Below are 12,456 nucleotides of genomic sequence, written 5' to 3' on the forward strand. Positions count from 1 at the left end.
AATTTAAAAATACCTCCCTGTATTCCGGAAACGGTAACAGGGAGGTATTTTTGTAAGCTGAAAAGCTGTTTCTATTTTTGGCTGTTGATATAGTTGATCAATCCCTCTGCGGCAATGATCTTCTGCATGAACTCGGGGAATGCCTGTCCCTGGAAACTCTCGCCGGTGGTGAGATCTTTGATCACTCCGGTATGGAAGTCTATCTCGACTTCATCGCCATTGTTGATCTTGCGGGATGCCTCTGGACACTCAATGATGGGCAACCCGATATTGATGGCATTGCGGTAGAAGATTCTTGCGAAAGTCTCAGCGATGACGCAGCTGACGCCTGCCGCCTTGATGGCGATGGGGGCATGCTCTCTGGAGGAGCCGCAGCCGAAGTTTTTCTCCGCTACGATAATGTCACCTTTTTTCACATTTTTGATAAAGTCCTTGTCAATATCCTCCATGCAGTGAGTCGCCAGTTCTGCAGGGTCGGAAGAATTCAGGTATCTTGCGGGAATGATAACATCTGTATCCACGTTATCCCCGAATTTGAAAACTATTCCTTTTGCGTTGTTCATTTTCTATTACCTCTTTTATTTTATTTCAGTTCACAAGGGCAGGAAATCTTGCCGGTGATAGCGCTGGCTGCTGCCACTGCAGGGCTCGCCAGATAGATCTCACTCTTTACATGTCCCATACGTCCCACGAAATTACGGTTGGTTGTGGAGACACATCTCTCTCCCTCCGCCAGGATACCCATATATCCGCCAAGACAGGGTCCGCAGGTAGGTGTACTTACCACTGCTCCCGCTTCGATGAAGGTCTTAAGAAGTCCCTCTTCCATCGCCTGCATGTAGATGGACTGGGTGGCAGGGATCACGATACAACGCATGCCCTTTGCCACATGTCTGCCTGCAAGCACCTTCGCTGCGGTGCGCAGATCGTCAATACGTCCGTTGGTACAGGATCCGATCACTACCTGATCAATGACGATGGGCTCCATCTCATGGATCTCATCGATGGTATGTGTATTCTCCGGCAGATGCGGGAATGCCACAGTGGGACGTAAGGTGCTCAGATCAATGGTATATTCTGCATCATACTGTGCATCCGGATCTGCTTCAAATACCTTATAGGGACGTTTTGAATGCTCTTCCATGTAAGCAATAGCCTTCTCATCCACAGGGAAAATACCGTTCTTACCGCCGGCTTCGATAGCCATGTTGGCAATGGTGAAGCGGTCATCCATGGACAGATTAGCAATACCGTCTCCCACAAATTCCATAGACTTATACAGTGCACCGTCCACACCGATCCTGCCGATGATATGTAAGATCACATCCTTACCGCTGACCCATTCTGCGGGTTTGCCGGTCAGATTGAATTTGATCGCCGCAGGTACTTTGAACCATGCCTTGCCGGTAGCCATACCGGCTGCCATATCCGTGCTTCCCACACCGGTGGAAAATGCACCCAGCGCACCGTAAGTACAGGTATGGGAATCCGCACCGATGATCACATCTCCGGCTACGGTAAGTCCTTTCTCGGGAAGCAGTGCATGTTCGATACCCATCTCTCCTACTTCGAAATAATTGGTGATCTCATTGCGTCTTGCAAACTCACGGACACATTTGCAGTGCTCCGCAGATTTAATATCCTTATTGGGAACAAAATGATCCGGTACCAGTGCGATCTTATCCTTATCAAACACTCCCTGTACCTTCATTTTATCCATTTCCTTGATTGCCACCGGACTGGTGATATCGTTGCCCAGCACCAGATCCAGCTGTGCCTCGATCAGCTGTCCTGCCTGTACCTGCGTAAGACCTGCTGCCTGTGCAAGTATCTTCTGTGTCATTGTCATTCCCATTTATTCACGGCTCCTTTTTCTCTTCCTACTTCTTAACTATCCGAATCGTATCGATGAACCAGCTTGCTTTTTCTCTCATCATCCGGCTCCGAACAAGATACATTGTAGCATACTAATATCTAATTGAAAACATCCGCATTTAACCTATTTCTACATAAATACGGATGTTTTTGCTTTAATTTATTGATTTATTTTAATATCATTATCTTGGGTTATTTATTCTCCATTTGGGCTGAATTAGCATTTTCCGGCTCCTTATTCTCCTGTTTTACCTTCCAGATCAGCACCACCTTGAATAAATCTCCGTCCAGTTCGATCCGGAACTTTCCGCCCTGAATTTCTGTAAAGCTTTTTGCAATTGCCAGTCCCAGTCCGCTTCCTTCCGTGTTACGGGAAGCATCCCCTCTGACGAATCGCTCGGTCAGTTCCTCTCCCGATGCGGATAATTCCTGCGCTGCGATATTTTTTAAGATAATGGTCACCTCATCCTTTGCCGTAAAACCGTTGACATAGACTCTGGTCCCGGGCAAAGCATATTTTGCAATATTGCCAAACAGATTTTCAAAAATACGGAAGGTCTTCTGACTGTCCAACGGCACGATGACCTTCTCTTCCGGCAGGTTCATCCGCACATCCAGTCCGGCATCCGCGAGCTTATCTTCCATCTCAAATTCGACCTGTTTCACCATGCTTACGATATCCACATCGCGGATATCAAGCGTGATATTCTGGGAATTTGCCTTGCTGACTTCGAACAGGTCCTCGATCAATGCCTTCAGGCGCAGCGATTTACGATCCAACGTCTCTAAGTACTCCTTCCGCTGTTCTTCCGTCACTCCCGGCTCCTGTAGCAGCTTTACATAAGTAATGATAGCTGTCAGTGGTGTCTTCAGATCGTGGGATACATTCGTGATCAGTTCCGACTTCATCCGCTGGCTCTTCACTTCCTCCGCCACCGCATTACGGAAGCCTTCCTCGATCCGGTAGATCTGCGGTTTAAAGGGTTCAAACACGCCCAGATCTTCCTCTATGGTCACGTTCAGATTACCCTGAGCGATCTCATTGGTGGCCTTTAACAGCAATCCGTACTTTTTCTGCAATTTGCTGACATAACGCCGCAGTACAAAATATAGTACCACAGAGTAAATGACTGCGATCGTCACTCCTCCCAGAGGAAGGCTGCATACGATCACCAGAATCAGGGCATTCCACAATACGATCCGCAGGATCAGTTTTTTGGCATCCTTCGTCACATCAAAATGCTCTGCATCATGATAGACATCCACCACCTTATCCCTGCCAATGGAGAATCCCTTCTTCATTCCTCTCCACAATTTTTTCCAAAAAGGCACTAACAGATAGCACAAGCTGTGCTGTTTCAAATACGCTCTGGCTCCCTGAACCCGCATTGCCCGCAGGGATACTCCCAAGCACCAGGCAATGAAAAACAAGGCCGCCACCGCCAGAACATTTAATGCATAGGTCAGTATTACGGTTAATAACTGTATCTGCGCACTGTTTCCACGTAAAACTGTGCCCAGCGCATGACCGCTTCTCACCCAGGATACCAGTCCTACCACCTGTTCACTTCCAATGCCGGCGATCACCACAAGGATCACAACAATCGCCTCGACAGGCAGCTTCAGCAGCATCACCTTCTCCCAGGCTCTCTCTTCCCCAAGTCCCGGAAATACAAGCGCCAGCAGGAAGATCAACAGTGCCAGGATCAGAAACATCTGCTGACATCCGGACAGATAATAGGATGCATACTGCTCTCCCATGGAAAAGTGAACACTGACATTGTTCATATCCTGATCATAATAAATATACTGACCGTTCTGCCCCAGGCTCTGTGCCGCCTGTCTGGAGATGCAGAAGGTGATCTCACAATTTTTCGGCATTTCCAGCCGGAACATAGTATTATGACCGGCATCGATCGTTGTGCCCATATTGGCATCCACCATGCGCGTAAGACCACAATTACGGATCACTTCCGCCGCTGTCTTACGAAGGGTTGTCGTATCCGATCCGATCACCGTATTTCCTAAGGTGGCATCATTTCCATAGGCATCAAATACAAAAGTCAGATAAAAGCTCTGTTCCTCCGCCACGATATCCGTATCCGCCAGATTACTTAGGGTCTCTCCGGTCTGAGTATCCCGGATCCTATAATCATACAAATTATTCAACTGACCAAAGGAGTTTTCCAGGGTATTGAAATGTTCTTCCAAGTATTCCCCGGTCTGCGCCGCCAAGATTCCCTGGGCCGCATAGTTTTCGGGATCTGCTCCTTCCGGTATCGTGAGCTCCTCCGTATCTCCATATGCCACTTCCGCCCGTTTCCGGTCATCATTGAGCCATTCGTTTCCCTCCGTGGGCTGCATATACAATTCCCCATAGCTTAAGGAAGTCTGGTGTTCTTTGTTGTACAGATCGCGGTAGAGCAGATAACAGTTCTGATACAGATAAGTAATCGTATTCGACGTCTCCAGCGGATCCGCAATGTATTGTTCATTCCTCCTGCTCTCCGCTCTACGCTCGAAGATTCCGTAGCAGGCGGTAAAAATACCGGAAGCTGCCAGACTGACAATCAGTCCGATAATCAGCCATTTGACTGCAGGCTTTCTGTTTCCTCGGTTTCCTCGATTTTCCCTGTTTTCTGTTGTCTCCGCTTTCACAGCCTCTGTTACCTGTTCCATTCTTACACCTCTCCGGCCATTTTCCTCTGCCTGCCGAAACACTTTGTTCCCCACATCCGTATTTATTGTTTATCAATCTTATATCCTACGCCCCATACCACTTTCAGATACTTGGGATTTCGCGGATCGATCTCGATTTTTTCGCGGATGTTCCGCACATGTACCATAATGGTATCGGTGTTGACCGCTTTCTCGTTCCAGATACGCTCATAGATCTCATCCGCGGAAAATACTCTGCCCGGATTCTTGATCAAAAGCTGTACGATCTTGAATTCCATGGGTGTCAGCTTCACCGCTTCTCCGTCCACCGTCACTTCTACGGTTTCTTCGTTCAGTTCCAGGCCGCCGATGGTATACACATGGGATTTCTCCTGTTCTTCCCCACTGACTGCCGTCAGATATTTGGAATATCTGCGCAGATGGGAATTTACCCTCGCCAACAGTTCCAACGGTGTAAAGGGTTTGGTAACATAGTCATCCGCTCCCATATTTAATCCCATGATCTTGTCCACTTCCTCGGACTTGGCGGACAGCATGATCACCGGGAACTCGTGATTCTGCTCCCGCAGCTTCATTAACATCGTCACACCGTCCATCACCGGCATCATAATATCCAGGATAGCCAGATGGATCTCCTCCTGTGCTACGATCTCGAGTCCTTCCTTACCGTTGGCAGCCTTCCATACCTGATACCCCTGATTTTTCAGATAGATTTCCACACCATCCCGGATTTCCTTATCATCCTCCACGATGAGAATATGATATTTATTGTTCTCCATGACTCCCTCTCATTCTGCCACATGCGGCAAGGGGATCCTCTCCCCTGTCTGTTTCTGATTCTAATTTATAATTTCTAATTTCACCTACTGAAAAAACGAAAGATTTTCTAAAGATTTTTTTCGTAAAAACACCAAGGAGGTGGACATTCGGTGCCACCTCCTTGATCATCTTCGAAGCGTACATTCCGGCTTACATGGTTATACTTCATCCTCATAGTACCGGATCATGCATACCAGTTCGCCGTCCTCTACGGACACTTCCGCTTCCTCTCCCAGGAATTCATTGCTGATCCCGATGGGGAAATCATTGGTGATCACGGCATTTTCCAAAGGATATTTCATGCCGCGGATATTCACGCCTTTTGCCTCCTTCGTCAGGGCAAACAGCGACATGGTGCCCTCCAACTCCTTCCGGAAATGCACGGCTTCGTTCTGCAGTACCAGCACCATTCCCGTACCGTCTACCAGGTACCCCACCGCACCGTGATTTTTGAGATACAGCAGACACTGGATATTCGCCAGGGTATGGTCAAATCTCCCACCGGTGGCCGCATAAATACGAAAATCGTTATAACCCAGCTCCAGCCCCCGCTTGATAGCTGCCAGCATGTCTGTGTCATCCTTACACTCCGGCAGGCGGCAGATCTTCTCCGGAACGGTCTGTTGTAACTGTTCCACAGCAAGCTTCTCCTGTTCGCTCATCGAGTCAAAATCTCCGATGATCAGGTCCGGCTCAACATTCAGGATCCCGCAGTAGCTTAAGCCGCCGTCCACCGCGATCACATAATCTTCCTCTATCACAGACAGCTCTCCCATCGTGAGATCTCCTGCGCCGATCAAAATACATTTACCCATAGTATTTACTGTTTTCCTTTCCTGTAACGGTTCCGTCCACGAGCCGTCACGCACTATTCTACAATTTCTGCGTTTACTTTTCAAGCCATACGCAGTATATTTAATCTGTTCAAACTTACAAAGATACCCAGAGGATCAACACCCCTGTATGCGAAAGGCACTCTCATGAATCTATATGAAAATCAGCCACTGACCGTTGCGGAGCTCCGCAGGCTGCAGGCTTTGGAAAACCGATATCGGAATGCTGCCAGAGAAGTGTTTACGAATCGTGTGGAATACTACCACCGCTTCACCGGCGGGCACTATACCTCCATCACCATAAGAGATCAGAAGACCCGCTGGGGAAGCTGTTCCTCAAGAGGGACTTTATCCTTCAATTACCGTCTGATCTACGGTCCTGCCGGTCCTCTGGATTATGTGGTAGTCCACGAACTCTGCCACCTGACTCATATGAACCATTCGAAGGACTTCTGGAACATGGTCGAGCGCATCATGCCGGATTACCGGATCTATAAACAGTGGCTAAGGGAGCACGGACAGGAGCTTACCCTGACGACACATCTGAAAAAGCAGGGCATTCCCATCCGCCTTAGCTGAAGCACCTTACTATAAATGGCGGTCTGTTTTTCAACAGACCGCCATCTTTTACTATTCTGCTCTACGCAGTGCTATCTTCCGTTTATCTGTTCTCGTTTACATAGACCTGTACACGGCTCTGAATGACACTTGCCACATCCCTCGCACTCTTCTGTCCTGAGAAGTATGCACCGGCTTCTTCCGAAATGATATTGGAGATTGCCTCATTATAGTATCCCCTCTTATTCACACTTTCCACAAAGCTTACGATTCTGTCCACCTGCTCCTGTGTCAGCTGCGGCAGCAGTATTTCCTCCCCATTGATGTAATAGGTCTCATCGTATTCCACTTTGTTGCCGTTCTCATCCATATAGTACGGCTTCTTCGTAGCATCCTGCACATTCTTCTCAAAGGTGCTGCGAAGTACCGGAAGATTGTATTCCTGTTCCTGTATCTTATCCTGATATTCCTGTGTCAGATAGTAGCGCAGGAATTCCCATGCACCGTCGAGGTTCTTGGATTTTGCAGACAGGGCATACATCCTGTTACCTGCCCATAATATGGATCCCATGTCTCCATCGGTCGGGAAGCCCACAAAGGAGATATCCTCACCGAAGACACCGTTGATCGTACCGTTCAGATCACGGATGTTGCTGATGGAGATGCCATCCAGCAGGGTTCTGTCCTCACGGAACTGGGATTCATAGTTATTCCAGTAATCGTCTCCCCAGTAATCCTCTCCATATTCTACCGGCAGCCCGGCTGCATAGGTCAGCATTGCCACAAAATTATCCGTATCAAATGCACATTTTCCGGTGGACACATCCACGAAATCACTGCCGCAATAATTCATCATAGTATACAGGAAGCTGTCTCTGGTCTCATCACTGAAGAGTGCGGTTCCTTCCGGCATGGTATCCCGGATCGTCTGCAGCTCTTCCATAGTAATGGAGGTACGGTCACCGAAAATAGCTTCTTTTCCTACCATAGTAGAGATATAGAACGAAGGAATCACATAGTACAGTTTACCGTCCACACGGTACGCATCCCAGACATTCTGCAGATAGTCGTATTTCGATAATTCCTCATCCCCCGCAATGAGGTCATCCACATTTGCCACCAGTCCCTTGGCAATATAGCTGTCCATTGACATATTGCTGTCCACGACCAGAATATCCGGCATTCCTCCGGAGATGATATCATTATTTAACTGCTTCACACCAAGAGTATAATCCTCTGCAGTGTTGTAGGTACTGTATTCCTTAACTACAATACGATAGGTGTCACCGGACTTATTATACTCTACTACTTTTCTCTTCAGATCATAGTCAATATAGTTACCGGCCAGTGTAAGGACGATCCGGTCCTTGATATCCTCCGGCTTCACGTGAGTGAACAGACCGCCGCACATTTTGCCTTCGTTGTTATCATAGTAAAAGCCCAGGAACTGTTCCTCGTCCAGTACCAGGAAATTGTTCAGGCTGCCGGCAGCCAGATCCGAATTGATATAACTCATGATCTGCTTCGACTCCTGTGTCTGCACATTATAACTGAACAGGCCGTTACTATCGGCATAGTACAGGATGTCACCGTCTCCGGGCACCATATTATAATAACCGCCGCTGGTCAGTGTCGAGGAAAACTTTATTCCTTCTGATACCGCATCTGTTGCAGGATCATAGGTTGCGATATACATATCCGTGTAATTGCTCTCATCATAATAGATGATCTGCACCTTGCCATCCGGCGTAATGATATTAGAACTAGCATTGTTGAACAGTGTTGCTGCTGCCTCCGGCAGCTCCTTCCGGTCTGTGATACCCTCTTCCGTCACAGTGCATTTCTCTATTTTATCACCGCTTAACAGCAGTGTCAGGGTTCCATCCTCATTGGGGATGATACTATGTACCCAGGAATAGCTTTCTTCTGTATTCATATCATTCAGATCAGCTTCCCATTTGATAGTTCCATCCGCACTCCAGCAGATCAATGCATAATCATTCGTACTGCTGTAATCATCGTCGGAATATGTCTCACTATAGTAATTACGTATTCCGTAAACATTCCCATCCGAACCGACCGTACAATTGTTGAGCGATGTGTAAGTATAACTGCTGTTCCCTGCCGGTGCATCTACCACATGCATATCCGCTGCCGTAATATCCTGTGTGCTGGTCTCCTGCTCTGTAAGCGGCATTGCTTCACTTCCGTCCGCTCCATCCGCAGGTGTATCTACAGGATCCTCACCGTCCTGTGCAGGTGCCGGAGTCGCCGGAGCCTCTCCTTCCTTCCACATAGGCAGTTCTACGGTGTCGATGACGGTACCGTCCTGCTTCATTGTAGCAAGATGCAGCTTACTCTGACTGCCGTTCTCGGAATAGTCATAGGTCTCAAACAGAAGGTAAATCGTATCTCCCTTTTTGGTCAGCAGATCAATATTCATATTGTCTGAATCCATATTGAGATCCAGCGCCTGTTCCTTAAATACATACTGTTTTGCAAGGCTGGCATCGGCCGCACTGCTGCCACCGTTTCCGTTCCCGCCGTTACCCTTTCCACAGGCAGTCAGACCTGCGATCATTGCCACGGTCAACGCGATACTGATCAGTTTTTTCCCTTTCTTTTTCATTCTCCCTCTCCTTTTCTTGTCTGTGTCTGTTGTTTTACGACTGCTGTTCCTCTTTTGTCTCTGCTCCCACCGCCGGCTCATCCGTCAGCCAGGAGAATTCACTGTCAGCATAAGGGTCTTCCTCCAACTCCCGTTCCAGTTCCTCCAGGACATCCCTCTCTTTGTGGGAGTGCTTTTTCTCCCTGCGGCGTTCCACAGCCCGCTCTGCCTTATCCTTACCGGTATGCCATACATCCTTCAAAGTCCAGCCCTTATGGCGCCACCAGTGTACAAAGCACCAGATAACGGTCACTACCGGATATAATAACAGAAACAGCATAAATACTGTAAGTAATGCAATAATGTCTTCATAGCCTCTCGCCAGATTCTCCCAGTAGGGGTAGATGATGGCTTTGCCGTTCATGGAACGTGTTCCGAAGGCAAGGATTGTTTTGATCCGGTTGGGCAGGGAATAACGTCTGCTGTTTTCCACGATCTCGACGTTTTTCTCGTCTATACCGATCCCTTCTTTTACTTTGCCGTAGGCGAACTCATCCACAGGGTTCGGCATCACGATCTCATAATGATTGATACCGTTGTTGGTCCCATAGGCCTCCAGGGTCTCATAAGATACATAGACTACCGTTGAAGTTAAGCCTGCTGCCTTTTCCATTCTGCCCTGGGGTCTGCGTACCACTCCGGTCACAATGTGCGGGACATTGCCAATATATACGGTCATTCCCACCACATCATTGGAGCCGAACAGCTGCCATGCCGCATCCTGATCGATGATACAATAGTCCTGCATCAGATCATTACCGGAAAAATAGGAGCCGGTGATCAGCTTTAACGGATGGAACAGGAAAAAATCCCCTCCGATCCCAATCGCATTGGCATCCAGTGTATTCCTTCCGTTCACCAGGGTGATCTTACCGTCTGCGCTATAAGCATCCACCCAGAGTCTGGCACTTGGATTCTCTGAGGTCTCTGTAATAGAGGCCTCCTGCAGCACATTTTTCAGTGAATATTCAAAGCTTTGAATGGTATCCTCCGTCACTTCCGCTTTGGAGGAGAAAAAGCAGCTGATCTGTGCCACATCCTTTTTTTCACTCCAGCGTCCGGCCATCTGCTGGGCGTCCTGCATATTGACCAGATGATCACACCATAGATTCAATAGCAGGAACAGTAGGAAGGATACTGCCGCACTGCAATACCATATGCACTTTTTTTTACTCTGTATCTGCATCCGAAACATATAGTCTGTTTCTTCCTTCCTGTAAGATTAAACGCTTATGAATTATTTGCCAGTCTGACCAGCTTTCCTGCCTCTACCGGCTGGGTAGATGTCGTAATGACAAATTCATAGCCATATAAAGCTCCGCTCACTGCGGACTGGGTGTCATCACTTGCCAGTACCTCCACATCCACACGAGTTGCCACATAACGGTTACCTAAGGGGCTGCTCTTGGATTCCACGATCAGGATAAACTTACCGTTACTGTCCTCACGGATGGCACTGTTGGGTACGATCAGATCGTAATTGGCACTCTTCTGTCCCACGGATACATTTAAGGACTGTCCGGGTGTCACTTCATCTCCGGTGATATCAAAGGTCAGCAGCTTCTTCTGACCGGGATCTGTGGTATCCGGCTTGATGCTGGCCAGGGTAATATCCATATCACTGTATCTCCAGGAATTCACCAGGTCTGCCTTATCTCCCACGGAAAGTCTCTTCGCCTGATCATTGGTCACGGAGAAGCTCATGGTAAAGCCCTTACCTTCCGGCTGCATGGTCACCAGTGCAGTATCCGGCTGTGCCTCGTCTCCTGCCTTGACTGTTACACCGGTAATGGTACCCGCAATGGGGGCTTCGATGCTGGCTCCTACTGCATTCTCCTGCAATTTTGCAATCTGATCTCTCTGCTTCTTGAGGCTGTCTAACTGGTAATCCAGATTCAGCTCTGTGGAGATATCCTTCAATAGCTGTGCCTTAAAGTCCTGTGCTGCCTTCAGCTTTGCATTTCTGCTGTCCAGTTCATTCTGCCAGTTCTGGGTCTGTACCGTCAGGGAACTGGTGGCATTTGTTTTGCTGTTCTGCTTCTCTGCCAGTTTTTTGTTAGCTTCTGCCAGGGCATTCACTTTATTATTATATGCTGTCACAGCTGCAGGATCTGCATTGATCTGTGCCTGTTTTTCGTCGATCAGTTTCTGATAGGTTGTACTGTTAACCACTGCCACATCGTACTCTTCCTTAGGTACCTGATTCTGACGGTCATTTCCGGATACGGAACTTAATATTCCCTCCTTGTACTTTGCGATGGTGGCATCGCAGGCTGCCTTGGCTGTCTGCCACTCACTGATCTTATCCTTTGCGATCTTGACCCAGTCATTATTCAATGCTGCCTGGGCTTCTGCAACTTTTGCCTGTTCGGAACTGGTGTCGGGAGCTCCGCCGGCATCCACATTCACCTGTGCGGTCTTTAACTGATTGATAGCTGTCGTAGCTTCATCCACCTGCTTCTGCCATTTGTCAATCTCCGCCTCTGCCGCAACGATCCGGCTCTGATAGGTACCTACTGATGCTATCTGACCGGTCTGGACATTTGTATAGGCCGTATTGGAAATATCCCCGGACAGAAGTGCCAGTTCGAAATCCAGCATTGCCTTATCCAGTGCTGCCTGGGCATCGGTCAGTTCCTTACTTTCCTTATCCTCCAGTAACAGCAGGGGAGCTCCCTTCTCCACCTTATCCCCGGTCTTCACCAGGACGCTGGAGATGGTACGCGTTTCATTTATCTTCACATTATAGGGATCTCCGCTCTCCACCGTGCCGGTTCCGCGGATCTTCGCCGTAATGGTGCCGGACTGTACATATTGTGCCGCCACTTCCGGAAGGGAATAGTTCATAAATGTGTTGGAGAAAAATGTCAGCACCAACATTACCGACAAGAATATAATGGCTGCATTTTTTACCCATTCTCTTCTCTTTTTTCCACCGTTCTCGTTCATCTTGCTTCTCCTCTATACTTCACTTTCTATCTGTATTCCGACAGTCGGATCCATGCCGGTATATCATCAAAAATC

At 48.2% G+C, this 12,456-nt stretch carries 9 protein-coding genes; 1 reads left to right on the forward strand and 8 read right to left on the reverse strand.

The genetic code is table 11. The features are described from left to right. Positions 1–71: 71 nt before the first annotated feature. From leuD to H9Q77_RS09240, 5 genes are all read right to left on the reverse strand, one after another. Entirely contained in the window at positions 72–563 is a 492-nt protein-coding gene (gene leuD, locus H9Q77_RS09220; protein WP_118550224.1) for a 3-isopropylmalate dehydratase small subunit, read from the reverse strand. Between the two features lie 20 nt (positions 564–583). After that, the gene (leuC, locus tag H9Q77_RS09225; RefSeq protein ID WP_118550223.1) at positions 584–1,855 is read right to left on the reverse strand and encodes a 3-isopropylmalate dehydratase large subunit; all 1,272 of its coding nucleotides are present in this window, start codon (positions 1,853–1,855) and stop codon (positions 584–586) included. Positions 1,856–2,067: 212 nt separating this feature from the next. Beyond that, positions 2,068–4,554, reverse strand: a complete 2,487-nt coding sequence (locus tag H9Q77_RS09230; RefSeq protein WP_249325295.1) for a sensor histidine kinase — start codon at positions 4,552–4,554, stop codon at positions 2,068–2,070. Positions 4,555–4,616: 62 nt separating this feature from the next. Then, the gene (locus H9Q77_RS09235; RefSeq protein ID WP_022153851.1) at positions 4,617–5,333 is read right to left on the reverse strand and encodes a response regulator transcription factor; all 717 of its coding nucleotides are present in this window, start codon (positions 5,331–5,333) and stop codon (positions 4,617–4,619) included. Between the two features lie 198 nt (positions 5,334–5,531). Continuing rightward, positions 5,532–6,188, reverse strand: a complete 657-nt coding sequence (locus H9Q77_RS09240) for a thiamine diphosphokinase (protein ID WP_249325297.1) — start codon at positions 6,186–6,188, stop codon at positions 5,532–5,534. Positions 6,189–6,353: 165 nt separating this feature from the next. Between H9Q77_RS09240 and H9Q77_RS09245 the strand changes: the two genes are divergently transcribed. After that, entirely contained in the window at positions 6,354–6,785 is a 432-nt protein-coding gene (locus tag H9Q77_RS09245) for a M48 metallopeptidase family protein (protein ID WP_022153854.1), read from the forward strand. 82 nt (positions 6,786–6,867) lie between these two features. On the opposite strand, the gene H9Q77_RS09250 is transcribed toward H9Q77_RS09245, so the two are convergent. Genes H9Q77_RS09250 through H9Q77_RS09260 form a run of 3 tightly spaced genes read right to left on the reverse strand, consistent with a single transcriptional unit; the run spans position 6,868 to position 12,381 of the window. Then, positions 6,868–9,393: an extracellular solute-binding protein gene (locus tag H9Q77_RS09250; RefSeq protein WP_249325298.1), complete on the reverse strand. Its 2,526-nt coding sequence runs from the start codon at positions 9,391–9,393 to the stop codon at positions 6,868–6,870. A 34-nt stretch (positions 9,394–9,427) separates the two neighbouring features. Beyond that, positions 9,428–10,627 carry an ABC transporter permease gene (locus H9Q77_RS09255; RefSeq protein WP_249325300.1) on the reverse strand — a complete coding sequence of 400 codons (1,200 nt, stop codon included), beginning with the start codon at positions 10,625–10,627 and terminating at the stop codon, positions 9,428–9,430. A gap of 35 nt (positions 10,628–10,662) precedes the next feature. Continuing rightward, entirely contained in the window at positions 10,663–12,381 is a 1,719-nt protein-coding gene (locus H9Q77_RS09260) for an HlyD family efflux transporter periplasmic adaptor subunit (protein WP_249325301.1), read from the reverse strand. Positions 12,382–12,456 lie beyond the last annotated feature (75 nt).

Origin of the sequence: Simiaoa sunii (assembly GCF_014337175.1) — a bacterium.
GTDB lineage: Bacteria > Bacillota > Clostridia > Lachnospirales > Lachnospiraceae > Acetatifactor > Acetatifactor intestinalis.

What these genes read in the sequence shown, in the direction of transcription:
- leuC (WP_118550223.1), bottom strand. Translation starts at nt 1,855, where the DNA reads ATGGGAATGACAATGACACAGAAGATACTTGCACAGGCAGCAGGTCTT.
- H9Q77_RS09235 (WP_022153851.1), bottom strand. Translation starts at nt 5,333, where the DNA reads ATGGAGAACAATAAATATCATATTCTCATCGTGGAGGATGATAAGGAA.
- H9Q77_RS09240 (WP_249325297.1), bottom strand. Translation starts at nt 6,188, where the DNA reads ATGGGTAAATGTATTTTGATCGGCGCAGGAGATCTCACGATGGGAGAG.
- H9Q77_RS09230 (WP_249325295.1), bottom strand. Translation starts at nt 4,554, where the DNA reads ATGGAACAGGTAACAGAGGCTGTGAAAGCGGAGACAACAGAAAACAGG.
- H9Q77_RS09250 (WP_249325298.1), bottom strand. Translation starts at nt 9,393, where the DNA reads ATGAAAAAGAAAGGGAAAAAACTGATCAGTATCGCGTTGACCGTGGCA.
- leuD (WP_118550224.1), bottom strand. Translation starts at nt 563, where the DNA reads ATGAACAACGCAAAAGGAATAGTTTTCAAATTCGGGGATAACGTGGAT.
- H9Q77_RS09255 (WP_249325300.1), bottom strand. Translation starts at nt 10,627, where the DNA reads ATGTTTCGGATGCAGATACAGAGTAAAAAAAAGTGCATATGGTATTGC.
- H9Q77_RS09260 (WP_249325301.1), bottom strand. Translation starts at nt 12,381, where the DNA reads ATGAACGAGAACGGTGGAAAAAAGAGAAGAGAATGGGTAAAAAATGCA.
- H9Q77_RS09245 (WP_022153854.1), top strand. Translation starts at nt 6,354, where the DNA reads ATGAATCTATATGAAAATCAGCCACTGACCGTTGCGGAGCTCCGCAGG.